Raw genomic sequence first — 26,379 nt, 5'->3', positions numbered from 1 at the left:
CGTGCCGGTGGTGAGGTAGTTCATGGCCTGGTTGGCCAGGCAGGCAACCTGCACGTCGAGCAGCGCCATATCAATGTGCTGGCCTCCACCATCGCGGTCACGATGGGCGAGGGCAGCCAGGATCGCCACGGTCGAATACAGCCCGGTGAGGATGTCGGTCAGCGCGACACCGACTTTCACCGGCCCCGCACCGTCTTCACCCTCCGGGCGCCCGGTCAGGCTCATCAGCCCGCCCAGGCCCTGGATCATGAAGTCGTAGCCGGCGCGCTTGGCATAGGGCCCGGTCTGGCCGAAGCCGGTGACCGAGCAATACACCAGGCGCGGGTTGAGCGCCTTCAGGCTTTCGTAGTCCAGCCCATAGGCTGCCAGGCCGCCGACCTTGAAGTTCTCGATCAACACGTCCGACTTTGCCGCCAGCTCGCGCACCAGGCGCTGGCCCTCGGGCTGGGTGAAGTCGATGGTCAGCGAACGCTTGTTGCGGTTGGCCGCCAGGTAGTAGGCAGCCTCGCTGGTGTTCTCGCCGTAAGCGTCCTTAAGGAAGGGCGGGCCCCAGGCGCGCGTATCATCGCCGCTGCCCGGACGCTCGACCTTGATCACTTCGGCGCCCAGGTCCGCAAGTATCTGCCCGGACCAGGGCCCGGCCAGCACTCGCGACAGATCCAGCACCCGCAGATGAGATAGCGCGCCCATGGCTGGCTCCTTATTAATAGAAGGACTGAATGCCGGTCTGCGCGCGACCGAGGATCAGCGCGTGGACGTCATGGGTGCCTTCATAGGTGTTGACCACCTCGAGGTTGACCAGGTGACGGGCCACACCGAACTCGTCGGAGATCCCGTTGCCACCGAGCATGTCACGGGCCATACGGGCGATGTCCAGGGCCTTGCCGCAGGAATTGCGCTTCATGATCGAGGTGATTTCTACCGCAGCAGTGCCTTCGTCCTTCATCCGCCCCAGGCGCAGGCAGCCTTGCAGGGCCAGGGTGATTTCGGTCTGCATGTCGGCCAGTTTCTTCTGGATCAGCTGGTTGGCGGCCAGCGGGCGGCCGAACTGCTTGCGATCCAGGGTGTATTGGCGCGCGGTGTGCCAGCAGGCTTCAGCGGCACCCAGGGCGCCCCAGGAGATGCCATAGCGCGCCGAGTTCAGGCAGGTGAACGGGCCTTTCAGGCCGCGCACATCGGGGAAGATGTTCTCTTCAGGCACGAATACGTTGTCCATGACGATTTCGCCGGTGATCGAGGCGCGCAGGCCGACCTTGCCGTGAATCGCCGGGGCGCTCAGGCCCTGCCAGCCTTTTTCCAGAACAAAACCTCGGATGTCGCCGGCATCATCCTTGGCCCAGACCACGAACACGTCAGCGATCGGGCTGTTGGTGATCCACATCTTGCTGCCGCTCAGGCGATAGCCACCGTCAACCTTCTTGGCGCGGGTGATCATCGAGCCCGGGTCGGAGCCATGGTCTGGCTCGGTCAGGCCGAAGCAGCCGATCCATTCACCGCTGGCGAGCTTGGGCAGGTACTTCTGCTTGGTCGCCTCGGTACCGAATTCGTTGATCGGCACCATGACCAGCGAGGACTGCACGCTCATCATCGAGCGGTAGCCGGAGTCGATACGCTCCACTTCCCGGGCAATCAGGCCGTAGCACACGTAGTTCAGGCCACTGCCGCCGTACTGCTCGGGAATGGTTGCGCCCAACAGGCCGACTTCGCCCATCTCGCGGAAGATCGCAGGGTCGGTCTGCTCGTGACGGAAGGCCTCCAGCACGCGCGGGGCCAGCTTGTCCTGGGCGAACTGATAAGCGCTGTCACGCACCATGCGCTCTTCTTCAGTGAGCTGTTGGTCGAGCAACAGCGGGTCGATCCAGTTGAAGCTTGCTTTACCGGCCATGAGCGAATCCTCGAGAAATGGGACCAGAGTTGTTGTGCATTGATCCTAGGCCCGTTCCGGCGACGAGACAAACGAGGATTGCGCATGCTCTTGTGATAATTTCTCACTTCGTAATGGCCGCAAAGGCCATCTTCACACCCTATTAGTGAGGTTGATGTACATGCGGCGCAAGATCCCCAGCACAGCGGCCCTGGTCTGCTTCGAGGCCGCCGCCCGCCACGAGAGTTTTACCAAGGCTTCCCAGGAGCTGTCCCTGACCCAGGGCGCCGTATGTCGGCAAATCGCCGGGCTGGAGGAGTTTCTCAATGTCGAACTGTTTCGCCGCTCGCGCCGCGGGGTGAAGCTGACCGAGGCCGGGCTTTCCTATAGCCGCCGGGTCGCCACCCAGCTCGATGCAGTAGAACGTGACACCTTATCGGTGATGGGCCAGCAGGGCGCCAACGTCATCGAACTGGCAGTGGTGCCGACCTTCGGCACCCAATGGCTGCTACCCCGGCTCAAGGACTTCCAGCAGCGCCACCCGGAAGTCACGGTCAACCTGACCAACCGCACCCGGCCATTCCTGTTTGCCGATACCAGCTTCGACGCGGCGATCTACTTCGGCGATGCCGACTGGTCGGGAACCGAGTCCCACCGGCTGATGGGCGAGAACCCGGTGCCGGTGTGCAGCCCGGCATTGCTGGCCGGCAACCGGCAACTGAGCCCCGCGCAGATCGCCCAGTTGCCGCTGCTGCAGCAGACCACCCGGCCCTACGCCTGGCGCCAGTGGTTCAACAGCCTGGAAATGAACGTCGCTCGTGACATGACCGGCCCACGCTATGAGCTATTCTCGATGTTGGCACAGGCGGCCATGCACGAGATGGGCGTGGCACTGATTCCGCCCTTCCTGATCCAGCGTGAACTGGCAGAAGGGCGCCTGGTGGTGGCCAGCCCACATGCGCTGTCGAGCATCAAGGCGTATTACCTGATGATCCCTGAGCGCAAGGTGGAGTCGGCTTCGCTGCGCGCTTTCCGCGATTGGCTGGTAGGGGAGGCGGGCCGCTACGCCGCAGCCCATAAGGATGACAGCTACAACCTGACCCCGTAGTCAATAAAACTGAAACCCTACAGATATAAGGAAATGTCGCATTTAGGCCAACTGTTTCAGGCACCCTCTGAAAAGCCCTTAACCCTGCTGTTTATGCGGCCTTCACAGCATAAATCGCGCTTTCAGCCAGGCATTCAGCAAATTCGGCGGAAAATTTTCGAATTTTGCCGTAATCTCCCTGAAGCCCGCGCTTGGCGGGCTCCAGGCCTGTTATTGCGACATTCGGTCACAGGGTGACTTGTAGTTTGATTGCCGTCACCCTTCAAAACTGGTTGAAGCGATTCAGGAATCACCTGCAAAATGCCGCGCCCCGCCTGGATTCGGCGGGATCGTGCTGATCGGCCGCCCCAGCGCACCATCCGCAGTGCGCTGGTTTACCAACAAAAGATCACGCAGGAGAAATGACGTGCACATTGGTGTTCCTCTCGAAACGCAGACGGGCGAAACACGGGTTGCTGCAACCCCGGAAACCATCAAGAAACTGATTGGCCAGGGGCATCAGGTCACCGTCCAGAGCGGCGCCGGCATCAATGCCAGCGTTCCGGACAGTGCCTATGAAGCAGCAGGCGCCACTATTGGCAGCGCTGCCGATGCGTTTGGAGCTCAGCTGGTTCTCAAGGTTGTAGCCCCTGACGATAGCGAACTGGCCCAGATCAAGAGCGGCACCGTGCTGGTGGGTATGCTCAATCCGTTCAACAACGAAACCATCGCCAAGATGGCCGAGCGCGGCATCACCGCCTTTGCCCTTGAAGCGGCGCCGCGTACCTCGCGGGCGCAAAGCCTCGATGTGTTGTCGTCGCAGGCCAACATTGCCGGTTACAAGGCAGTGTTGCTGGCGGCTCACCACTATCCGCGCTTCATGCCGATGCTGATGACCGCTGCCGGTACTGTTAAGGCTGCGCGTGTGCTGATCCTCGGCGCCGGTGTAGCCGGGCTGCAGGCTATCGCCACAGCCAAGCGCCTGGGTGCGGTGATCGAAGCCTCGGACGTGCGTCCGGCGGTGAAGGAGCAGATCGAGTCGCTGGGCGCCAAGTTCATCGATGTCCCTTACGAGACCGATGAAGAGCGCGAGTGCGCCGAAGGTGTCGGTGGTTACGCCCGGCCCATGCCGGCCAGCTGGATGCAGCGCCAGGCCCTGGCGGTGCACGAGCGCGCCAAGCAGGCCGATATCGTCATTACCACTGCACTGATCCCTGGCCGCAAGGCACCAACCTTGCTCAGCGCCGAGACCGTGGCGCAGATGAAACCCGGCTCGGTGGTCATCGACCTCGCCGCAGCCCAGGGTGGCAACTGCCCGCTGACCGTCGCCGACCAGGTGGTGGTGGAGCAGGGCGTAACCATCGTCGGCCCGACCAACCTGCCAGCGCAGGTCGGCGCGGACGCCTCGGCGCTGTATGCACGCAACCTGCTCGACTTTATGAAGCTGCTGTTCGACAAGGACGGCGCGCTGACGATCAACCTCGAAGACGACATCGTCGCCGCGTGCCTGATGTGCCGCGACGGCCAGGTCATCCGCAAGAACGGATAAGGAGCCAGACAATGGAAGACATGCTGATCTCTCACGGCGTCTATAACCTGATCATCTTCGTGCTGGCGATCTATGTCGGTTACCACGTGGTCTGGAACGTCACCCCGGCACTGCACACGCCGTTGATGGCGGTCACCAACGCCATCTCCGCCATCGTCATCGTCGGCGCCATGCTGGCTGCCGCGCTGACCGTCACGCCGCTGGGCAAAACCATGGGCACCCTCGCGGTGGCCCTGGCAGCGGTCAACGTATTCGGCGGTTTCCTCGTCACCCGGCGCATGCTGGAGATGTTCAAGAAGAAAGCCCCAGGCAAGGGCGCAGCGAAGCAAGAGGGGCAGAAGTAAACATGAGCATGAACCTGGTAACACTTCTCTACCTTGTCGCCTCGGTGTGCTTCATCCAGGCACTCAAGGGCCTGTCGCACCCGACCACCTCGCGGCGCGGCAACCTGTTCGGCATGCTCGGCATGGCCCTGGCGGTGATCACCACCGTCGGCCTCATCTATAAGCTGGGCGCAGAGCTGGCCACCGATGGCATCGGCTACGTGATTGTCGGTCTGCTGATCGGTGGTACCGCCGGCTCGATCATGGCCAAGCGCGTTGAAATGACCAAGATGCCCGAACTGGTCGCCTTCATGCACAGCATGATCGGCCTGGCCGCGGTGTTCATCGCCATTGCCGCGGTGGTCGAGCCGCAATCGCTGGGCATCGTTGCCAGCATCAGCGACCCGATCCCTACCGGTAACCGCCTTGAGCTATTCCTCGGCGCCGCCATCGGTGCGATCACCTTCTCAGGTTCGGTCATTGCCTTCGGCAAGCTCTCGGGCAAGTACAAGTTCCGCCTGTTCCAGGGCGCACCGGTACAGTTCAGCGGCCAGCACAAGCTGAACCTGGTCCTGGGCCTTGCCACCATTGGCCTGGGCCTGGTGTTCACCTTCACCGGCAGCTACAGCGCTTTCGCCCTGATGCTGATCCTGGCGTTCGTCATGGGCGTGCTGATCATCATCCCGATTGGCGGCGCCGACATGCCAGTGGTGGTGTCGATGCTCAACAGCTACTCGGGCTGGGCGGCAGCCGGTATCGGCTTCTCGCTGAACAACTCAATGCTGATCATCGCTGGCTCCCTGGTCGGTTCGTCTGGTGCGATCCTCTCGTACATCATGTGCAAGGCGATGAACCGTTCGTTCTTCAACGTGATCCTCGGCGGTTTCGGCGGCGCGACAGAAGCGGCCGGCCCGGCGGGTGCCAAGGAAGCCCGTCCGGTGAAATCCGGCTCGGCCGACGACGCCACCTTCCTGCTCAGCAACGCTGACACCGTGATCATCGTCCCCGGCTACGGCCTGGCGGTGGCCCGTGCCCAACACGCGCTGAAAGAGCTGACCGAGAAGCTGACCCACAACGGCGTGACCGTGAAGTACGCGATCCACCCGGTGGCGGGGCGCATGCCCGGGCACATGAACGTACTGCTGGCCGAAGCCGAAGTGCCATACGACCAGGTGTTCGAGATGGACGACATCAACTCCGAGTTCGGCCAGGCCGACGTGGTGCTGGTGCTGGGCGCCAACGACGTGGTCAACCCGGCGGCGAAGAACGATCCGAAGTCGCCAATTGCCGGCATGCCGATCCTCGAGGCGTTCAAGGCCAAGACCATCATCGTCAACAAGCGCTCGATGGCCAGCGGCTACGCCGGCCTTGATAACGAGCTGTTCTACCTGGACAAGACCATGATGGTCTTCGGCGACGCCAAGAAGGTCATCGAAGACATGGTCAAAGCGGTCGAATAAGCCGTTCAAACTGCTGTGACAAATAGCCCCAGCGCGGTACCGGCTGGGGCTTTTTCATGCCCGGCCAGCCGACAGAAGGCTCTATTTCAGGGCTTCGCATTCGACCTTGGTCGCGGGACGAAGCCAGGCGAAAACACTAGACTGCGCATCTAGCTTTAGTAGCCCGAGATAACAATCCATGTACCGTGATCGTATCCGCTTGTCCTCCCTGCACAGCAAGGTAATGAGTGCGGCTGATGCCGCTGGCCTGATCGAGGACGGCATGACCGTCGGCATGAGCGGTTTTACCCGCGCCGGTGAAGCCAAGGCGGTGCCCCATGCACTGGCCGAACGCGCCAAGCAGTCGCCACTGAAAATCAGCCTGATGACCGGCGCAAGCCTGGGCAACGACCTCGACAAGCAACTGACTGAGGCCGGCGTGCTGGCCCGGCGCATGCCGTTCCAGGTCGACAGCACCCTGCGCAAGGCGATCAACGCCGGCGAGGTCATGTTCATTGACCAGCACCTGTCGGAAACCGTCGAGCAGCTACGCAACCAGCAGCTCAAGTTGCCGGACATCGCGGTGATTGAAGCGGTCGCCATCACCGAACAGGGCCACATCGTGCCGACTACCTCGGTGGGCAACTCGGCCAGCTTCGCGATTTTCGCCAAACAGGTGATCGTCGAGATCAACCTGGCGCACAACGCCAACCTGGAAGGCCTGCACGACATCTATATCCCGACCTATCGTCCGACCCGTACGCCGATCCCGCTGGTAAAAGTCGATGACCGCATCGGCAGCACCGCAATCCCGATCGACCCGGCCAAGATCGTCGGCATCGTCATCACCGAGCAGCCGGACTCGCCGTCCACCGTACTGCCGCCAGACGACGAAACCCAAGGCATCGCCAACCACCTGATCAACTTCCTCAAGCAGGAAGTCGACGCCGGGCGCATGACCAACAAGCTCGGCCCGCTGCAAGCCGGTATCGGCAGTATCGCCAACGCGGTGATGTGTGGCCTGATCGACTCGCCGTTCGAAGACCTGACCATGTACTCCGAAGTACTCCAGGACTCGACCTTCGACCTGATCGACGCCGGCAAGCTGAGCTTCGCCTCGGGCAGCTCGATCACCCTGTCGACCCGCCGCAACGCCGACGTCTTCGGTAACCTGGAGCGCTATAAGGACAAACTGGTCCTGCGCCCGCAGGAAATCTCCAACCACCCTGAAGTGGTCCGCCGCCTGGGCATCATCGGCATTAACACCGCGCTTGAATTCGACCTGTACGGCAACGTCAACTCCACCCACGTCTGCGGCACGCGGATGATGAACGGCATCGGTGGCTCGGGCGACTTCGCCCGCAACGCGCACCTGGCGATCTTCGTCACCAAGTCGATTGCCAAGGGCGGGGCGATTTCCAGCGTGGTGCCGATGGTCAGCCACGTCGACCATACCGAGCACGACGTCGATATCCTCGTCACCGAGCAGGGCCTGGCTGACCTGCGCGGCCTGGCGCCACGCGAGCGTGCGCGGGTGATCATCGACAACTGTGTGCACCCGGATTACCGCGAGGCGCTGAACGACTACTTCACCCGCGCCTGCGAACGCGGCGGCCACACCCCGCACATCCTGCGCGAAGCCCTGGCCTGGCACGAAAACCTGGAAGAAACCGGGCGCATGCTCGCCGGCTGACCTGCACAGTGACCGGCCGGTTGTGCGCAATGCCAACCGGTCGGGCAACTGATGTATTTATCCAGACAAAAACTGTTCTACTGTACCGGTGATTTCACCGCCATTTTTCATCCTCTTGTCCCCTCTCTGATCAAAAATGCACCATTTCAGTGCTGACCAGTACAGTTGCGCCTATTCCGAGTGCAACAGTCGTCTAAAACAGTTAACTGGCCCATCACAATGTAGGTGAACTGTATCTACTGTTATGGACGACAGAGGAGGATCATTGGCATCAGTTAAATCACTACCTAATGCCGCCACAAGCGGAAGGATGACATCATGGAACGTACCCTCAGTTCCGATCTGGTTTTCGAAAACACCGCCGAACAATCCAAGGCCTCGCTGCCACTGCGCCTGCTGGCCAACCTGATGCTGTGGCAACGCCGCATTGCCAGCCGCCACCAACTGGCTCGCCTGGACTCGCGTCTGCTGGCTGATGCCGGTATCAGCGAAGCACAACGCTACGAAGAGCTGAGCAAGCCTTTCTGGCGTTAATGCAGGGCTCGCCGGCCAAGGCCGGCACCACGAATTCCCCAAAACCCGTCGCAGGTGACTGCTGACGGGTTTTGTCGTTTAAAGGCCCGGAATAGAGCGGCTGAACAACATACCAGTACAATTTTTAGTTTAATTAAATTGACAGGTACAGTTGATAAATCTTGCTACGATCCGGTCCAAGCCGCGGATTACACCCGCGTGATACCCTTAACGTACCCAGCTTGGTAAAAAGTAGCGCAACAAGCTGAGCGTGCGTCTGACATAAGAACCACCAAAAGCCTATCCAGGAGATCGACCATGTTCCATTCACGCTTGTTTGGCGCCGCGCTGCTGCTGGCCCTGGCTTCGACTGCCAACGCCACCAGCTTCGTCGTCACCACCGATACCGTCGTTCGTGGTGTTGCCGCCTCCACCGATGCCACCTCCGATGTGTCGTCCTCGTTCCGTGACGACAAGATCGTCCAGGCCGCCCGTGACGACGCTGCCAGCTTCGTTGCCAGCCACGGTGACATCCGCGGCGCGAAACTGGAGAGCGCTTTCGCCCACATTCGCCAGCAGACCCCAAGCCTGCAGGCCAGCGACGCGCAACTGGCACAGGCCATCCTGGCGCTCTGAAGCCGCTCGTTCCCGGCCGTGCATGTAACAACGTGCAACTAAGCCGGGCCCTCTGCGCTGGTCCTCACCGGCGCATTGGGATAGCCTTTGCCGCCTGATTCAGCTGCCGTTCGAGACCCATGCGTTATCTGTCATTGCTGTTGCTCGTGGTGTGCTGGAGCAGCGCCGCCCAGGCGCTGGACCTGAGCACCAACAACCTTGTCGTCAGTGGTTACGTCACCAGCAAAGTGACGTCGGTGCCCTTCGATCGCAAACTGCTGCTGGCCGCCCATGACGATGCCGCCGCTTTTGTCGCCAGCGATGGCCGATGGCGGGGCGCGCGCCTTGAGGCAGCACTGCAGCAGTTGCGCCAGGCCAACCCGGAACTTCATGCCAGCGACCTTGAACTGGCACAGGCAATTCTCGTCCAATGATTACTTCTGTTCTCCCGGAGATGCTCCATGCGTAACCCGCTGATTGCCGCCACCCTTGGCCTTCTGCTGTTGGCCGATGTGGCCCAGGCACAAACCCTGGTGGCCACCAGCAACATCATCGTTCGCGCCTTTGGCCGCTCGATCGACTTCACCTCCGACACCACCACCTCGATTCGCGACTCGAAAGTCGTGCGCGAAGCCCGCGATGATGCCGCCAGCTACGTCGCCAGCCGTGGCGAGATCCGTGGTGCGCAACTCGAAGCCGCCTTCGATACCCTGCGCCAGCGTGTGCCAGAAGCGCGCCAGGCCAGCGACCAGGTGCTGGCTGAAGCCATTCTCGCCCTGTGAAGCCAATGCGTGTCTGGCTGCTGGGCTGCCTGCTGATACTGTGCGGCAGCCCGGCACTGGCCGACCTGCAGCTGGCTCTGCAGGCCGACGGTTTGAGCCCGCAGCAACAGCAGGCCAGCCAGGCATTGCTGGACGAAGCCCTGCAGGCCCTGCCACCAAGCTTCAAGACTCGCCTTGACCGACGTATCCAGGTCAGCTGGAGCAGCCGTATGCCGGCCGATGCCTATGGCCAGGCGTCGCTGGTTTCCACCCTGGAGCTCAACAGCCGCCTGCTGCCGGGCCTTGCCGATGGCAGCGCTGCCACCCAGAAGACCGGCCGCCCCCACGGCACCGTGCGCCAGGAGTTGCTGGCCACCGTCCTGCATGAGCTGACCCACATCTATGATCGCGCCCGTTTGTGGCAGGGTGCCGAGCGACAGCTGATCACCCGTTGCACCCGACAGCAGAACAGCCAGGGCAAAATCGGCCTGCCTGAGCAGTGCCGCGGCCAGACCGAACGCCGCTTTACCCTCAGCGACGATCCGCGACTGCTCGACCTGGCCGGCTGGCCGCAATATGTCGGCCGCCGTGGCGAGCGCGAGCAGCACAACCGCCAGGTGGCGCGCAGCCCCGACAGTTATGAGCTGAGCAGCCCCAAGGAATTTATTGCGGTCAACATGGAGTACTTCCTCCTTGACCCAAGCTTTGCCTGCCGCCGCCCGGCCTTGCAGGCCTACCTGAAAGCCCATTTCGATTGGGCACCCGAACATCCAGCGTGCCCGGGCGCCTTGCCGTTCCTCAATGCCGGCAACGACTTTGCCAAATCGCCGCTGGGCGAGATCGACCCCGAGCGCGTCTACGCGGTGGATTACCTGCTGGCCGAAGCCAATCAGAACTGGGTCAGCCGTTGGGGCCACAGCATGTTGCGCCTGGTCATCTGCGCCCCCGGGCGCCCACGCGGGCCGGACTGCCGCCTGGACCTGGACCAGCACCTGGTGCTGTCGTACCGGGCGTTCGTCAACGACGTGCAGCTGTCGAGCTGGGACGGCTTGACCGGCGCCTATCCGTCGCGGCTGTTCGTCTTGCCACTGGCGCAGGTGATCGACGAGTACACCAAGACCGAACTGCGCAGCCTGGCCTCGATTCCGCTCAAGCTCAACCGCGACGAGCTGGAAAGCCTGGTGCGCCAGGCCGCCGAGATGCACTGGAGTTACGACGGCAACTATTACTTCCTGTCGAACAACTGTGCGGTCGAAACCCTCAAGCTGTTGCGCAGCGGTACTGCCAACCCGCGCCTGAACGACCTGGACAGCATCGTCCCCAATGGCTTGCTCGAAGTGCTCGAAGGCCGCGGCCTGGCAGATGTCAGCGTGCTCGACGACCCACGCGAGGCACTGCGCCTGGGTTATCGCTTCGACTCCTACCGCGACCGCTACCAGGCCATGTTCCTGGTGCTGAAAAAGCAACTGCCGATCAAGCAGGACAGCGTCGAAGCCTGGCTCGAGCAATCGGCCGAGCAGCGCCAGCAGTGGTTTGCCCAGGCCGACCTGCGTACCAGCGCAGCCTTGCTGCTGCTTGAACAAGCCAGCCTGCGCCGCCAATTGCTGCTGGCCCAGGACGAGGTCAAGCAGCGCTACCTGAGCGGGCGCGAGCGCAACGACGCCAGCGTCGGCAAGGCCAACAACACCCTGCAGCAGATTCTCGCCAACAGCGGCTTTCTCAGCCGCCCGGCCGAACTGCTGGGCAGCAGCGGCTACGGTCTGCCCCAGGCCAGCGAGCGCGAGAAACTGCTGAGCGAAACCCGCCAGCGGCAAAAACAGCTGCAAACCCTCAGTGCCGACCTCGACAAAGAGGTGCGGGCCTTGCTCGGCCCGGACCGCGCCGCGCAAATCAAAGCGGTCGAGGCCAACATCAAGCAGGTCGGCGAGCACCTGCGCGCATTGCACAAAGCCGCAGGCGGGCTGCAATTGCCCTGAGCCGGTGGTTGACTTTGTAACTGTCTGTGCCACTATTTCGCCGCTATAAAAATGGCGTTTTGATGCCATTTTGCTAGATGAAGGCCTCGCTTCGGGGCCTCTCGCAAAATCTCTTTCTATCGACGTGACAGCCTGGCTGTGAAGGGCAGGGCTGCGCACGAACGACCGTTGGCATGGTGGGATTATATGGACGTAGTCGGAGACGACCGCGAGTACGAGTGGTCGCTGGATGGGCAACGCTGGTTGCAGGATGCCCACGGCAGGTTCTCCCTGACCCACGTCGCTGGCAAGGCGCTGGAAGGCGATCAGCCTGACCTGGATTTCCTCGTCGGGGCGCAGCAGGCGCCTGACGGGCAGTCCTGGCTGCCGGCCAGCTTCCGCCATTGCCCGCAGACCGGCGCGCCCCTTGAACCTGTTCGTTACGCTCCCCAGCAGCGCTGGTTGCCACCTTATGGCAACGGTAGCGGCCGGCGGGTGGTGGAGGGCAGTTGCAAGCTCGATGCTGCCGAGCAGACTGTCGCCGCCGTGTACCAGCGCCTTGATCGCGCCAGCCCGCGCAACCTCAATGCCGCGCGCAAGTTCGACCAGTTGCCGCGCAGCAACGGTTTGAATTTCCTCGTCGCCAACCTCGGCGGCCATCGCGAAGCGCTGTTTGCGCTGGCGCGCGATGGCAGCCTGTTCCGCTGGCAGCGCAAGGCCGAAGAATGGGTCGGAGTGCTGCCGCACAGCACCCCGATCGGTCGCTGCAGCCTGCAAAGCTGGGCCTGGGGCGTGAGCCTGCGCGAGCAGGGCAGCCAGCAATGCCTGCTGCTAGCCTGTGATGAAGGCGCCACCGAAGTGCGCGTCGATCCGCTCGCTGGCCGCTACCACCTGGAGCGCTGCCCTGGCCGCGCTATCGCCGCCCCCGGCGAACTTGAAGAGCAGGTGCTGATTCCCCAGCAGATGCCCGATGGCAGCTTCTGCGTGGTCGCCCGCCAGAATGATCAGTGGCTCGCACACCCGATTGCCCTGGCCAATCCGCAACACCTGCACAATCTCTCGGCGCCGCTGCGCGACCCGGCCTCGCGGCGCCTGCTGTGGATCGGCGCCCACGGCTACTTGAGCGTCAAGCTCGGTGAAAGCCTCGAAGCCCAATGGCTGAGCTGGCCGCCCGGCGCCCAGGCGCGCCCCGAATATGGCCCGCCGTTCGTCAATGGCTACGGCATCTGGCAGCAACTGTTCGAAGGCAGCGAGCAGTACTGCCTGCGCCTGGACTCCGACGAGCGCAAGGAAGTCAAAGGCTCGCGCCTGAGCACCGGGCAGCTGAACTACATGTTCAACGTGCGCCTGGACGCCCCGTGGGGTGAACACGACGTCGACAACAACCCCGCCGACCGCGAAGTGGTGTACCCGTTCATCGAGTTCAGCGACAACCCGCACCTGCTGTCGAGCCGGGTGCGCTGGCCCTCGAGCCTGCAGCAGTTCTTCGGCAATGAGCAGCCCGTCGAGACCGAGTACTGCCTTGAGCGCATCGGCCAGCCGGCCTTGAGCCTGCTGCTGAAGGTGGCGCAACCGTGGAACGCGCAGTGGTTCTGCTACGACAACGCCCTGTGGCTGTACATCGATTCGACTGGAGCGCTTTACCGATGGAACGCCTGAACCGCCTGCTACGCCACAGCCTGCTGCTCGTCCTGAGCCTGGTCTGCATAAGCGCCCATGCGGCGCCACTGCGCCAGGTGTTGCTGGTACAGAACTCCGGCTGGATGGAGCCGTTCTACCTCGACCCGGCCTCGGGCTTCAAACCGCTGGTCACGCAACTGGCGGCCAGCGCCGCCGGCAGCGGCGAAGTGGTAATTGGTGCCTTCAACCAGGCCGACAGCAGCCACCCCTCGCCGCAATGGACCTACCGCGGGCCAGGCACCCACGCCAAGCTCGCCGACAGCGTCAATGCCCTGAGCCTGGCCCGCAAGGCCAGCGGCGCCTATGCCGATACCGATTTCAAGGAAGCCTTGCTGGCGGCGATCAACACCGGCCTGGAAGGGCGCGAAGGCATCATCTGGATCGTCACCAACAACAAGAACAGCCCCAACAACAGCAACGAAACCCAGCTCAAGAACCGCGAGTTCTACGACCTGCTGCACAAGGAAGCAGTGATCAGCCGCATCGCCGCCTTCCCGCAGAAGATGCCGGTCAAAAGCAGCAATTTCGAGGCTAACGGCCTGATGATCTACGCCCTGGCCTATGGCGCCAACGCCGGTGCCGCGCTCGAGCAGGTGCTGGCCCAGCCGGCCCTGGCAACACTGCTCAAAGACGCCGGGGTGCGCCTCAAGCCACTGACCCAGGCGGCCGTGCGCTTTATTCCGACCGGGGTAAAAGACACCCCGGACGTCAGCGCCGAGCTCGCACCCGACCAGCAAACCGTGGTGCTCAACATCGATGTCGACGGCTCGCCGAAAACCGCGGTGCTGCTAGGCCGCTTCGAGAACCAGTTCAACCCCTACCAGATCCACTCAGCCAAGGTCGCGATGAGCCTCGATATGCCGGGCGAAGCCCTGCAGTCGTCGATCTCCCTGGACCGCATCGAAAACCTCGAGCCAGGCGCCCGCTCCGAAGAGCTGTCGATCAGCCTGCAATTGCCACCGCTGCCTTCGCAGTGGTCCAGCGAAGTGCTGCTGTCCAGCGGCTACCAGCGTGCCGGCGCCATCGAAGTGCGCCTGAGCGAACAGCAGTTGCAGATTTCCCAGCAGTTCATCGAGCGCATGAACGAACTGTTCCCCAACGATGCCTTGCCGGACGTGTTCCTGCCCTCCAGCGAGGCCAGCGCCTCGGCTACCCGCCTGCCGATCGTGTTGCAGATCAGCTACCCGCTGGGCCCGGTGCTGCTGTTGCTGGCCCTGTTCGTGTTCGCCTTGTTCGGCCTGCTGCTGGCCAAGAGCCTGGTCGGCGGCAAGAAGCCGGTCACGGTCATGGTCGAAGGCGTGGCCCAGCAGTACCCGCTCAAGCCGTTCAGCAGCGCCAGCGTCTACGACGCCCGGCAGAACAAAGTCGCGACGGTAAAGCGCGGCCTGTTCGGCGCCACCCTTGAAAAGCTCGCCGCCGACGTCGCCGTGCGCCTCAAATAACCTTAGGACCCTGTCATGACCCAAACCAGCTCCCTGCCAGCCCCAGTAGAAAACGAAGCCGCTCCGGCCACCAGCACCTCCACCCTGAGCGTGCCGACGCCAGTGCTGGACCTGGGCCCGAAAAAAGTCGACAGCCGCGATGCCCTGGTCGGCGTGGCCGTGTTGGTGGTGCTGGCGTTGATCTTCTTCGTGATCAAGAACGCCTACGCCAACTGGCGCGTGCGTGAGCGCGTGGCGCCAAGCCGTGCCAACGCCTCTGGCTGGTTCCTGTTCCTCGGCCTGCTGCTGGTTTCGGCCATGGCGGTGCTGGCGGTGATCAACTCCGGGCAGTTCCTCACCCCGCTGTACCTGGCGCCACTGGCTGGCGTGGCCGGCATTTCGCTGGTGGCCTGGCTGATGACCTTCTCGGCCAAACGCTGAGCCAGGCTTGCTGCGCCCGCGTCAGGCCAGGCCTGACGCTTCAACCGATGATGGATTTAGTACGCCGAGCTGACTCGGCCAGCCCAGCCAGGGCTCATGGAGTTTGAAGATGAACGAGAATGCACAACCTTCCGGCCCGGCGGCGCTGAACGCGGTCAGCGAGAAGATCCACCCGACGCTGTTCATCGCCCTGGGCGGTACCGGCATGAAGGTGAACATCCGCCTGCGCCGGCGCATTCTCAATGCGATCTGGGGCGGCAACAACCAGGTTCAGCAGATTGCCGATTTCCCCCTGGTACAGTTCGTCAACTTCGACCTGGATGCCGGCGAAGTCACTCAGGACGGCAAGTCGATCAAGACCGACGTGCTCGCCGAGCAGGTCGCCTTCACTTCCGAAGAAAAGATCATCGAGCCGCTCAACCTGAGCAAATACACCCACTCGATGGACGAGCTCAACCGCCACCGGGAAGTGGCCGAGTGGTTCCCGCTGACCCCGGACAAGATTCGCGCCCTGGGTATCGACCCGTCCAAGGGTGCCGGGCAGATCCGCGCGCTGTCGCGCCTGTACTTCTACGACAAGTACCCGGTGATCCGCGACAAGCTGCGCGACAAGGTCAACCGCCTGCTGGCCAACATCGGTGGCCATGCCGACAAGCTGAAAAAGCTCGGCCTGGAAATCGACCCGGGCAAGATCCGCATCGTCATCAGCGGTTCGGCCGCCGGCGGCACCGGTTCCGGCTCGTTCCTCGACATGGGTTACCTGGCCAAGGCGATCCTCAAGGAGAACAACATTGCCGGCAAGGTCGACCTGTTCTTCGTCCTCCCCGGCGGCTTCCATGCCTTCAACACCGAGCGCGTGCAGGCCAACGGCTACGCAGCACTGATGGAGCTGGAAACCAGCATGCGCGGCAACCGCCTGGTCAAGCACTGGGACGCAACCGACAACCTGTTCATCGACAGCCGTCCGTACGACGACGTCTACATCGTCGACAACAGCAACGTCGCCCAGGCCAAGACCAGTGACCAGGAAGACATCTACGAGATGCTGTCGGACGTGCTGTTCACCGACTTCACCTCCCAGGACTTCGCCAACAAGAAGCGCTCGATCGCGGTCAACCAGAACCAGCACAAGATCCGCTCCTACACCGTGCGCCTGCCGCAGGACTACGGCGACGATACCGAGCTGCGCTTCCCGTGCTCGTACTCCGCGCTGGGCCAGGCGGTGCTCGACACCCAGATCGATGCACGGCAGAACGTGCGCCTGAGCCGTCAGGTGCAGCAGATGCTCAAGGCCTTCTTCGGCATCGCCAACGCCGCCGCCAACGACAACCGGCCAACCGACCGCGAGCGCGATGACTTTTTGCGCGAGCAACTGAACGTCACTGCGCGCACCTTCACCGAGCTGCCGGACTTCCTTTCCAAGGTCGAGCTGACCCTGGCCACCGGTGAGTTCACCCACTATCAGGTGGCTGACGACCTGCTGCTGGTCGAGGGCGACAACAGCGTCACCGCGCAGATCGAGCAAAAGGTCGAGATGCTCTTCGAGCGCCTGCAAAATGGCGGCGCCGACAAGGACCAGTGGCTGACCCACGTGCGTGAAATCCAGCAGCAGCTGGAGCGCGACACCAAGGGCAGCAACATCGACAGCGCCGAGCGCAACCACGAAGTGCGCATCAAGGAAAACCGCCAGCGCCGCCTGGCCGAACTGGTACGCGAAGACGCCCTGCCGGAAAAACTCTTCCGGCGCCTGGACGACGATGAGCGTGGCGGCCTGGATTACACCCTGGCGCTGGTCGAGATGCTCAAGGACCGCCTCGAAAACGAAGGCAGCGGGATCATCCCGGCGCTGGAAAAGAACGCCGCGCGCTTCAAGGAACTGGCCGAGAAGCTGGAGTCCTCGGAGCTGGCCCGCGAGTTCGAACGCCTCAAGGAAACCACCGGCGGCGGCCTGATGGCCCGCCTGAGCGGCAAGGACAAACAGGCCGAGACCGTACTCACCCAGGTCAAGGACACCTTGCGCGACAGCCTGCTGTTCTACGTGCGCCATGTCGCTGCCCGTGAAGCGGCGCAACTGCTGCGCGAGCTGTCCGAGTGGCTGGGCCGCAAGGAGTCGGTCGACCACAGCGGCCGTGCAGTATGGAATGGCTTCGTTGGCCGCCTGCAGGACGGACGCAATGCGGTTGACCAGCTGTTGCGCCGGATCGAAACCGATATCAGCAAGATCGACGCCAGCATCAAGGAAAAACACGCCACCCTGATCCCGCTGGCGCTGGTGCAAAGCAGCGAGGAACAGGTCGTCGATGGCGCCCAGGTGCGCGAGTGGGCCAAAGACGCTTTCAAGGACTTTGGCGGCTCCAAGGTGCTGTTCGGCAAACTGCAGGACGAAGAGGGCCAGGAAGAATTGCTGGGCAAACTGCGCAGCAAGGCCGTGCAGCAGTTGCCCAAGCAAAACCAGGGCATCGACCCGCTGCTCAGCGCCCTGGCCGCGCTGACCCCGGACGAACAGCGGGAAAAATTCCGCCAGCTACTGCAACGGGCCATGCCTTGGGCGCCGCTGAACCTCACCGGCGGCTTCGGCATCGTCAAGGACCGCTACACCTGCCTGGTGGGCGTGCAGGATGCCAACGAATTCAAGCGCACCTACGGCGCCATGCTCGCCCAGTGCCTGCCGCAGGGCACCGGCATGACTGCCGGGCAGATCCAGTTCGTCGAGTCCGGCACCCCGGGCAAGCTGATCTGCTTCACTGAGCTGAGCGGCTTCCCGCTGCCGGCCCTGACCCCGCTGCCGACCTACCTGGCCAGCTACCGCAAGGAAAGCACGACGATTCCGCTGCACAGCCACAAGCGTATCAGCCAGTTCGTACAGCCGATCCAGTTCACCCAGGAGCAGTACCGCCAGTTCGCCGAAGACTTCAAGCTGTACCTGCACGCGGTGGCCGTTGGGGTGTTGCGGCGCAACCCGTCGGAACGTTACGAGCTGATGATCGACCAGGACTACTTCAGCATCGGTGACGAGTTCGCGATCCGTCAGAACGGTCTGAACCAGGTGCAACGCAAAGACATCGAGGACCAGTTGCGCCAGCGTTACGAGCAACTGCGCAGCCCGCAGCAGCTGGCGGCCATGGTCGCGCTGTTCGAAGACCTGCGCCGCGGCGCCTACAAGCCGCAGATGCGCCAGAACGAGCTTGGGGTGTCGTCGCTGTACCAGACCTTCCCGTACAAGATCGCTGAGCTGCTGAAGAACGAGTACGACAACCGCCTCAAGCGCCAGGCCCCGGATACCGCAGAACGCCTGGTAGAGCAGGCGCGAGCGCTGCTGGAGCAATTCGCCGAACCGGTCAACGGCTCACGCGCCGACGTCTATCGCGACGAAGTGCATGACGAGCACAGCGAAAAACGCACCCTGCGCAAGGAGTGCTTCAGCAGCGGCTGGCTCGACGCGCTGTTCCAGCCGGCCGCCAGCGCCGCACCGGCACCGATGCCGGGCATGGCTGCGCCACCGCCAGGTGTTGCCGGTATCGCGCCGCCACCGGTGGCTACGCCGCAGTTCAGCTATCACCTGAGCGTGGCTGGCAGCAACTACGGCCCGTACACCAGCAGCCAGCTGCAACAGTATGTGCAAACCGGCCAGATCACCCGCGACAGCCTGCTGTGGCGCGAAGGCATGGCCGCCTGGCTGAGCGCCGGGCAGATCCTCGAACTTGCCCATCTGTTTGCCCCGGCCCCTGCTGCGGCGCCGCCGGTAGGCACGCCACCGCCCGTCGCGCCGATGGCGCCACCGCCTGTGAACTGAGGAAGGCCTGAGCCCTATGTCCGCATCTGCGAAAAAACCGGCCTTCCCCCTCAACTGCGCCAATGGCGAGTGTGGCAAGGCCCTGTGTGGCCCGGTGCTGTTCTGTCCATATTGCGGTGCCAGCAGCCAGGTGGTGACCAGCGCACCGGTTGCCGCTCCGGCAGCCGTGGCAGCGGCCGTTGTCGCGAGCGAAACGCCGACAGCCCCAGCACCGGTGGCCAAAGCGCCCGAGCCGCCACGGCAGGTGACCATCTCCAGCGCCGAGATCGAGCGCGCCGTGGCAGCCACCGCGCCGCCGCAAGCGCCGGTCGTGGCCCAGGTGAGCAAACCACGCAATGTCGCGCGCCAGGCCGCGCTGGCCATCGCCGTGCTGGTTGCGGTGGGTGGTTATGCGGCCTATCAGATGAACGCTCGCAAGGCCTTGCAGCAGTTCGAGGCAGAACTGGCCGCAGGGCAGGGCTGCCTGCGCCTGAACCAGTACAACTGCGCACTGGAAAAGGCCGAAAGCGCCCTGCGCATCGAAAGCAAGGACCCGCGCGCCATCAGCTTGCTGCAACGCGCACAGGCCGGGCTAGAGGGTCAGCAACGCGATCAGCAGGCCCAAGCCCAGGCCGCCGCCGCTGCCGCAAGCGCTGCAGCAACGCGCAAGGCAGCAGCCGAACAGGCGCAGCGCGAGCAGCAAGCCCGTGAGCTGGCGGCCAAGGAGCAACAGCTTCATGACGAACAGACCCAGCTTGCCAAACGCCAGCAACAACTGGAGCAGCAGGCGCGCTCGGCACCGCCAGTACAGCCGCGGGTGGCACCTGTTGCCCGGCCGGTGCAACGACCGGTGGCGCCGGCAGCCAACGCCGGGTTGGTGGGCCAGCAGCTGAGCCAGGCGCGTAGTGCCCTGGCCCGCCGCGACGGCGCCACCGCGCGCTCACTGGCCAACCGGGTGCTCAGCCAGGATCCGGGCAACCGTCAGGCGCAGATCATCCTGCGCCAGGCCGAACAGCTGCGCGGTCAGTCGTTCAACACTCCCAAGGGCCTGGGCGGGGTGATCATCGAGTAAGCCGCTGAAAGCCTAGAGCGTCTCCCCGGGCTCGCCGGGCAGATGCTCGTCCAGGTGCAACCAGGGTAGGCGGCTATCGATCCAGATATGTCGGTTCGGTGCCGCCAGCTGCGGCTGGTCGAGAGTGGTCACGGTAACATCGATGCTCTGCGGGCTCAGATCGGTGGTCAGCGCCACATGCGCCCCGCACCGGCTGCAGAAATAGCGCACGCAACTGGCAGACGAGTCGTAGCGCTGCGGCGTACCGCTCAACCATTGGAAATCCTCGCAACTCACCGTCAGCCAGGTGATCAGCAAACCACCACTGACCCGTCGGCACACCGAGCAATGGCAGTGGGCAACATCCGTCAACGGACCTTGAATCCGGTAGCGCAGGGCGCCGCAATGGCAGCCGCCTTCGTACGTATCACTCATCGCTCCCTCCTGTTGCCTACAGGCTGATAACCAACAATGCACCTCTCGTCGGCTTTGGGCCAGCGAAAGCTGGCTGAAAGCTTCCCACCTTAGGATTGCCACCACTACCGGCACAAGACCGGTCAGCCAGGGCCCCGTTCGTTGCATGCGGCGCCCGGCCCAATTAACAACAACAATGGTGATACTGATGCTTTCCTACGCCCGCCTCCCTGCAGCAATCCCTCCGTTATTCCACGCGCTGCGCCCTGTGCGCTGATCCGCCCGAATCGTTCTTCCTTCGCCGCGCTACGCCTGGAGTACTCCCATGCTGACCTTCCTCGGCTTTGCCATGGTCATCACCTTCATGTACCTGATCATGACCAAGCGCCTGTCGGCCTTGATCGCGCTGATCCTGGTACCGATCCTGTTCGCCCTGTTCGGTGGTTTTTCCGCCAAGATCGGCCCGATGATGCTCGAAGGCATCAGCAAACTGGCGCCGACCGGGGTCATGCTGATGTTCGCGATCCTGTATTTCGCCCTGATGATCGACTCCGGCCTGTTTGACCCGGCCGTGCGCAAGATCCTCAAGCTGGTCAAGGGCGACCCGCTGAAAGTCTCGGTCGGCACTGCCGTGCTGGCCCTGGTGGTGTCGCTGGATGGCGACGGCGCCACCACTTACATGATCTGCGTGGCCGCCATGCTGCCGCTGTACAGCCGCCTGGGCATGAGCCCACGGATCATGGCCGGCCTGATCATCCTTGCCGGCGGCATCATGAACATGACCCCCTGGGGTGGCCCGACCGCGCGCGCCGCCAGCGCCCTGCATGTCGACCCCTCGGACATCTTCGTACCGATGATTCCGGCGATGCTCGCTGGTGTCGTCGCCCTGTTGGCGATTGCCTACGCCTACGGCAAGCGGGAACGCGCGCGCCTGGGTGAACTGCACCTGCCTGGTGATGAGATCGATCACAGCGAAATCAGCGTTTCGCAGTTCCCCGACGCCCGTCGCCCGAAACTGTTGTGGTTCAACGGCGCGCTGACCGCCGTGCTGATGGTCTCGCTGATCATGGGTCTGCTGCCGCTGCCGGTGCTGTTCATGATCGCCTTCAGTATCGCCATGATCGTCAACTATCCGTGCCTGCAGCAGCAGAAAGACCGTATCGCCGCCCATTCGGGCAGCGTGCTGGCGGTGACCGGGCTGATTTTTGCCGCCGGTATCTTCACCGGCATCCTCTCCGGCACCGGCATGGTCGACGCCATGTCCAAGAGCCTGCTGGCGGTCATTCCGGATGCGCTGGGGCCTTACCTGGCGGTGATTACCGCAGTCGTAAGCATGCCGTTCACCTTCTTCATGTCCAACGACGCCTTCTACTACGGGGTGTTGCCGGTATTGTCGGAAGCGGCCAGCCACTATGGCATCTCGCCGGTGGAAATGGCCCGCGCGTCGATCGTCGGCCAACCCGTGCATCTGCTCAGCCCGCTGGTACCCTCTACCTACCTGTTGGTGGCCCTGGCCGGCATCGAGTTCGGCGATCATCAGCGCTTCACCCTGAAGTGGGCAGTGCTGATCTGCCTGTGCATAATGCTCGCCGCGCTGCTCATGGGAATTTTCCCCCTGTTCAGTAGCCTATAAGACAACAGAATCACCTAACCGCTGCCGCGCCCCATCGCCTGGGGCGTTGTGCTTACATCGTTCGAAGGAATACACATGGAATGGCTGACCAGCCCAGAGATCTGGGTTGCCTTTTTTACTCTGACGGCGCTTGAGATCGTTCTCGGTATCGACAACATCATCATGATCTCGATCCTGGTCAGCCGCATGCCCAAGCACATGCAGCAGCGCACCCGGATCTTCGGCCTGGCGCTGGCCATGGTCACCCGCATCCTCCTGCTGCTGTCGATCACCTGGGTCATGCGCCTGACCGCCGACCTGTTCGTGGTGTTCGGCCAGGGTATTTCCGGGCGCGACCTGATCCTGTTCTTCGGCGGCCTGTTCCTGTTGTGGAAAAGCTCCCAGGAGATCTACCACGGCCTGGAAGGTGAAGACGAAACCAGCGACGAGCCAAGCGGCGCCGGCGGCAAGTTCTTCTACACCATCATCCAGATCGCCATCATCGACATCGTCTTCTCCCTGGACTCGGTGATTACCGCGGTGGGCATGGTTTCCCACGTACCGGTGATGATCGCCGCGATCGTCGTCGCCGTGCTGGTGATGATGCTCTGCGCCGGCGCCATCAGTAACTTCATCGACAAGCACCCGTCGCTGAAGATGCTCGCCCTGTCGTTCCTGATCGTGGTCGGGACCGTGCTGATTGCCGAATCCTTCGACGTTCACGTACCCAAAGGCTACGTCTACTTCGCCATGGCGTTCTCGCTGGCGGTCGAGGCGATCAACATCAAGATGCGCACAGCCATGGCCAAGAAGAAGCAACAGAGCGATCCGGTGAAACTTCGCAAGGACATCCCGGGTCAGTAATCCCGGTGCTGGTGAAAAGGGCCCTGCGCAGGGCCCTTTTTTCATCTTGCGTCATGACAGTTTTGTTTCAAAGGCTGGCGTGGCTATGCGATGCTGGCGCCACGGCCATTGGCCGACTACAGCTTAAGTGAGCACTGGGAAAAACCGCCTGGCAGCAGGACAGGCTCACGGCATCATCCATTTGCCCCGCTGGGGCGCACAACAGGGGGCCTTTTCAATGCTGACCCTGCTCAATCTGCTTTCCGCCGTGGCGTTGCTGATCTGGGGCACGCACATCGTGCGTACCGGTATCCTGCGGGTGTACGGCTCGAACCTGCGCCGGGTACTGAGCCAGAACATGTCCAAGCGCCCGCTTGCGTTTATCGCCGGCATCCTGGTGACGGCGATGGTGCAAAGCAGCAACGCCACGGCGATGCTGGTGACCTCGTTCGTCGGCCAGAGCCTGATGGGCCTGACCCCGGCGCTGGCGATCATGCTCGGCGCCGATGTCGGTACCGCGCTGATGGCGCGGGTGCTGACCTTTGACCTGTCATGGCTGTCGCCGCTGCTGATCTTTCTCGGGGTAATCTTCTTTCTTTCCCGCAAGCAAACCCGCGCCGGGCAACTGGGCCGCGTCGGTATCGGCCTGGGCCTGATCATCCTCGCCCTGCAGCTGATCGTCGAAGCGGCGGCGCCGATCACCCATGCCCAGGGGGTGAAGGTACTGTTCGCCTCGCTGACCGGCGATATCCTCCTCGATGCCCTGGTCGGCGCCCTGTTCGCATTGATTTCCTACTCCAGCCTTGCCGCCGTGCTGCTCACCGCCACCCTGGCCGGCGCCGAGCTGATCAGCCTGCCGGTGGCCATCGGCCTGGTCATTGGCGCCAACATCGGCAGCGGCCTGCTGGCCTTTCTCAGCACCAGCATGCAAAACGCCGCCGGGCGCCAGGTGGCACTGGGCAGCTTGCTGTACAAGCTGATCGGCCTGGTGCTGATCATTCCCGTGCTGCATCCGCTGGTGGCGTGGATGGACAGCCTGAGTTTCAGCCCCCAGGAGCTGGTGATCGGCTTTCACCTGCTCTACAACACCCTGCGCTGCCTGATCCTGTTGCCGACGGTGACGCCCATGGGCCGCCTGTGCAGATGGTTGCTGCCCGAGCGCGAAGAAGCCAACGGCCGCGCCCGTCCGCGTCACCTCGACGCGACCGCACTGACCACGCCAAGCCTGGCCCTGGCCAACGCGGTGCGCGAAACCCTGCGCATGGGCGACCTGGTCGACAGCATGCTCGATGCCATGCTCAACGTGCTGCGCGGTACCCAGACCGCCATGACCCAGCAGATGCGCGGCCTGGGCGAGGACGTCGAGGCGCTGTACAACGCCATCAAGCTGTACCTGGCGCAAATGCCCCGCGAAGACCTCAGCGAGCAGGACAGCCGGCGCTGGGCCGAGATCATTGAGCTGGCGATCAACCTCAAGCTGGCTGCCGACCTCATCGAGCGCATGCTGCGCAAGGTCCAGCAGCAGAAGACTTCGCAGCGCCGCGAGTTTTCCGAGGTGGGCCTGGAAGAACTGACCGGCCTGCACAGCCAGTTGCTGGCCAATCTGCGCCTGGGCCTGTCGGTGTTTCTCAGCGCCGACCCGGAAAGCGCCCGCCAGCTGCTGCGGGAAAAACGCCGCTTCCGCGCCCAGGAGCGGCGCCTGGCCCATGCCCATGTCAGCCGGTTGCAACGTAAAGTGGTGCAAAGTATCGAGACCAGTTCGTTGCACCTGGAGCTGATCGCCGACATGAAACGATTGAACTCCTTGTTCTGCAGCAGTGCCTATGTGGTATTGGGCGGCGCCGATACTGGCGGCCTGCTGCTCGACAGCGTGCCGGACGACGCTCATTCACCGTGATCGCGACACCCCAAGAACTCCCGCAAGGAAGCTCGCCATGCGTTGCCTGATGTTCATTTGCCTGCTGCTGGGCTGCGCGCCCGGCTTTGCCCTCGACCGCTCCCAGGTCGAGGGCTACCTGCTGCCCAACGGTCTGCAGGTGGTGCTCAAGTCAGGTTACGAACGCAACCATGTGTCGATTCGCCTGGTGGTCGGCGTTGGCTTCGATGATTTTCCCTGCGAGCGCCAGGAGCTGCCACACCTGCTCGAACACCTGTTGTTCAGCGGTATCGACGAGGGCGGTGAGGGCGGCCTGGAAGAGCGCATGCAAGCCCTGGGCGGGGAGTGGAACGCCTATACCAGCAGCGCCGATACCACCTTCGTCATCGAGGCGCCGGCACGCAACCAGCGCAAAGTGCTCGACCTGCTGCTGGCGGTGATCAACGACACCCAGATCGATGAAAAAGCCCTGCAGCTGTCCAAGCGCATCGTCGAGCGCGAAGACGGCGGCCATTACTCGCACCTGCAGCGCTGGCTCGATCGCCAGGACCTCGGCCATCGCGCCAGCGACCAGCTGGCCGTGGAGTTGGGGCTCAAATGCGCCGAACGTTCGTCGATCGAGGACATGACCCTGGAGCAGGTCAACGACCTGCGCCAGCACTGGTACGCGGCCAACAACATGACCCTGATCGTGGTTGGCGGCCTCGACCGCCTGCTGCCGGCTTATCTGGAACGCACCTATGGCGAGCTGCCAGCGGTCGAACCAGGCGAGCGCCGGGTACTGGACGGCGTCACCCACAAAGCCGAGGCACGCCGGGAGTTGATTCGCGGCTGGCTGGGCGACAGCGCCCGCCTGCACTGGCTGTTTCTCGAACCGGTGCTGAACAACGACCACAGCCAGACCTGGGACCTGCTGCAGCGCTACCTGGATTGGGCGCTGTACGACGAATTGCGGCTCAAGCACGGGTTTTCCTACGGCCCGTTCAGCCAACGCGAGAGCTTCGGCGATACCGGGCTGATGGTACTCAACGCCGACCTCGACCGCGCCGATATCGATGCCGCCGAGCAAGCCCTGGCGGCCATGCTCGAGCGCCTGCGCAAAAACGGCCTGGACCCGGCGACCTTCCAGCGCATCAAGCAGGCTGCCATCGACCGCGAAGCCTGGTCGACCCAGGGCAACAGCGCCCTGGCCGATTACTACTGGGGCGCCTTGAACGACTTTGACGAAGGGCGCTTTGCCGATCCGGCGCGGGCCTTGCGCCGGATCAGCCTGGAAGATGCCAACCAGGCCCTGCAGCAGTTGCTGGCCGAGCCCGGCTATGTGCGGATCGAGAAGCCTCTGCTCAGCTACGACGAGCTATATGGCTGGGTGGCGCTGGCGGTGGGGGTGTTGTTGGCCGGGGTGCTTATCTGGGGGCGGCGGCGTTCGCGCTGAAATCATCGCGGGGCAAGCCCGCTCCTACAGAGTAT

Annotated in this window: 22 protein-coding genes (1 of these 22 running past the window's edge); 19 read left to right on the top strand and 3 right to left on the bottom strand. The window is 63.2% G+C overall.

All coding sequences use genetic code 11. The annotated features are described in order from the left end of the window. On the bottom strand, positions 1-690 hold the 5' portion of the coding sequence (locus LOY22_RS00585; RefSeq protein WP_045200590.1) for a CaiB/BaiF CoA-transferase family protein. Its footprint begins 531 nt before the window's first position; 690 of the gene's 1,221 nt are visible here — the first part of the coding sequence; its start codon is at positions 688-690; its stop codon lies beyond the left edge, outside the window. Between the two features lie 13 nt (positions 691-703). After that, positions 704-1,885, bottom strand: coding sequence for an acyl-CoA dehydrogenase (locus LOY22_RS00580; RefSeq protein WP_045200593.1), 1,182 nt, complete (start codon positions 1,883-1,885; stop codon positions 704-706). Positions 1,886-2,045: 160 nt separating this feature from the next. Here LOY22_RS00580 and LOY22_RS00575 point away from each other — a divergent pair, with 160 nt between their 5' ends. The 15 genes from LOY22_RS00575 (at position 2,046) to LOY22_RS00505 (ending at position 20,185) form a co-directional block, all read left to right on the top strand. Next, on the top strand, positions 2,046-2,972 hold the full coding sequence (locus LOY22_RS00575; RefSeq protein WP_195885397.1) for a LysR family transcriptional regulator: 927 nt from the start codon (positions 2,046-2,048) through the stop codon (positions 2,970-2,972). 406 nt (positions 2,973-3,378) lie between these two features. Then, a complete protein-coding gene (locus LOY22_RS00570; RefSeq protein ID WP_010222584.1) occupies positions 3,379-4,500 on the top strand; it encodes a Re/Si-specific NAD(P)(+) transhydrogenase subunit alpha in 1,122 nt (373 codons plus the stop codon). 11 nt (positions 4,501-4,511) lie between these two features. Beyond that, positions 4,512-4,844 carry an NAD(P) transhydrogenase subunit alpha gene (locus LOY22_RS00565; RefSeq protein ID WP_038997786.1) on the top strand — a complete coding sequence of 111 codons (333 nt, stop codon included), beginning with the start codon at positions 4,512-4,514 and terminating at the stop codon, positions 4,842-4,844. A gap of 2 nt (positions 4,845-4,846) precedes the next feature. Then, positions 4,847-6,283: an NAD(P)(+) transhydrogenase (Re/Si-specific) subunit beta gene (locus LOY22_RS00560; RefSeq protein WP_045200595.1), complete on the top strand. Its 1,437-nt coding sequence runs from the start codon at positions 4,847-4,849 to the stop codon at positions 6,281-6,283. 178 nt (positions 6,284-6,461) lie between these two features. Next, positions 6,462-7,955, top strand: a complete 1,494-nt coding sequence (locus LOY22_RS00555; RefSeq protein ID WP_045200596.1) for an acetyl-CoA hydrolase/transferase family protein — start codon at positions 6,462-6,464, stop codon at positions 7,953-7,955. A 318-nt stretch (positions 7,956-8,273) separates the two neighbouring features. Next, positions 8,274-8,489: a DUF1127 domain-containing protein gene (locus LOY22_RS00550; RefSeq protein ID WP_010222590.1), complete on the top strand. Its 216-nt coding sequence runs from the start codon at positions 8,274-8,276 to the stop codon at positions 8,487-8,489. Between the two features lie 297 nt (positions 8,490-8,786). After that, the gene (locus LOY22_RS00545; protein ID WP_045200598.1) at positions 8,787-9,104 is read left to right on the top strand and encodes a DUF2388 domain-containing protein; all 318 of its coding nucleotides are present in this window, start codon (positions 8,787-8,789) and stop codon (positions 9,102-9,104) included. Positions 9,105-9,223: 119 nt separating this feature from the next. Beyond that, positions 9,224-9,517, top strand: coding sequence for a DUF2388 domain-containing protein (locus tag LOY22_RS00540; protein WP_093377526.1), 294 nt, complete (start codon positions 9,224-9,226; stop codon positions 9,515-9,517). A 27-nt stretch (positions 9,518-9,544) separates the two neighbouring features. Further along, on the top strand, positions 9,545-9,865 hold the full coding sequence (locus LOY22_RS00535; RefSeq protein ID WP_010222593.1) for a DUF2388 domain-containing protein: 321 nt from the start codon (positions 9,545-9,547) through the stop codon (positions 9,863-9,865). A 5-nt stretch (positions 9,866-9,870) separates the two neighbouring features. Beyond that, on the top strand, positions 9,871-11,820 hold the full coding sequence (locus LOY22_RS00530) for a DUF4105 domain-containing protein (RefSeq protein ID WP_408980933.1): 1,950 nt from the start codon (positions 9,871-9,873) through the stop codon (positions 11,818-11,820). 186 nt (positions 11,821-12,006) lie between these two features. Further along, positions 12,007-13,458 carry a hypothetical protein gene (locus LOY22_RS00525; RefSeq protein ID WP_258595741.1) on the top strand — a complete coding sequence of 484 codons (1,452 nt, stop codon included), beginning with the start codon at positions 12,007-12,009 and terminating at the stop codon, positions 13,456-13,458. Beyond that, positions 13,446-14,921 carry a hypothetical protein gene (locus LOY22_RS00520; RefSeq protein ID WP_195885392.1) on the top strand — a complete coding sequence of 492 codons (1,476 nt, stop codon included), beginning with the start codon at positions 13,446-13,448 and terminating at the stop codon, positions 14,919-14,921. The genes LOY22_RS00525 and LOY22_RS00520 overlap by 13 nt, the downstream gene beginning before the upstream one ends. A 15-nt stretch (positions 14,922-14,936) precedes the next feature. Further along, positions 14,937-15,341, top strand: coding sequence for a hypothetical protein (locus LOY22_RS00515; RefSeq protein ID WP_045200613.1), 405 nt, complete (start codon positions 14,937-14,939; stop codon positions 15,339-15,341). Positions 15,342-15,450: 109 nt separating this feature from the next. Next, positions 15,451-19,134: a tubulin-like doman-containing protein gene (locus LOY22_RS00510; protein ID WP_213602792.1), complete on the top strand. Its 3,684-nt coding sequence runs from the start codon at positions 15,451-15,453 to the stop codon at positions 19,132-19,134. Between the two features lie 16 nt (positions 19,135-19,150). Beyond that, complete coding sequence (locus LOY22_RS00505) at positions 19,151-20,185, top strand: hypothetical protein (protein ID WP_045200615.1); 1,035 nt, start codon at positions 19,151-19,153, stop codon at positions 20,183-20,185. 12 nt (positions 20,186-20,197) lie between these two features. On the opposite strand, the gene LOY22_RS00500 is transcribed toward LOY22_RS00505, so the two are convergent. After that, a complete protein-coding gene (locus tag LOY22_RS00500) occupies positions 20,198-20,599 on the bottom strand; it encodes a GFA family protein (protein WP_093377550.1) in 402 nt (133 codons plus the stop codon). Positions 20,600-20,903: 304 nt separating this feature from the next. Here LOY22_RS00500 and LOY22_RS00495 point away from each other — a divergent pair, with 304 nt between their 5' ends. From LOY22_RS00495 to LOY22_RS00480, 4 genes are all read left to right on the top strand, one after another. Further along, entirely contained in the window at positions 20,904-22,211 is a 1,308-nt protein-coding gene (locus tag LOY22_RS00495; protein WP_045200619.1) for a CitMHS family transporter, read from the top strand. Positions 22,212-22,286: 75 nt separating this feature from the next. Then, a complete protein-coding gene (locus LOY22_RS00490) occupies positions 22,287-23,054 on the top strand; it encodes a TerC family protein (RefSeq protein WP_045200621.1) in 768 nt (255 codons plus the stop codon). Between the two features lie 217 nt (positions 23,055-23,271). Continuing rightward, positions 23,272-24,930: a Na/Pi cotransporter family protein gene (locus tag LOY22_RS00485; protein WP_093377559.1), complete on the top strand. Its 1,659-nt coding sequence runs from the start codon at positions 23,272-23,274 to the stop codon at positions 24,928-24,930. A gap of 37 nt (positions 24,931-24,967) precedes the next feature. Beyond that, on the top strand, positions 24,968-26,344 hold the full coding sequence (locus LOY22_RS00480) for a pitrilysin family protein (protein ID WP_258595728.1): 1,377 nt from the start codon (positions 24,968-24,970) through the stop codon (positions 26,342-26,344). The last annotated feature ends 35 nt before the right edge of the window (positions 26,345-26,379 follow it).

The sequence above is a fragment of the Pseudomonas sp. B21-035 genome (genome assembly GCF_024748945.1).
Taxonomy (GTDB): domain Bacteria; phylum Pseudomonadota; class Gammaproteobacteria; order Pseudomonadales; family Pseudomonadaceae; genus Aquipseudomonas.
The sequence above is the reverse complement of the archived record's forward strand: the minus strand, read 5'-3'. Positions and strand labels throughout refer to the sequence as shown.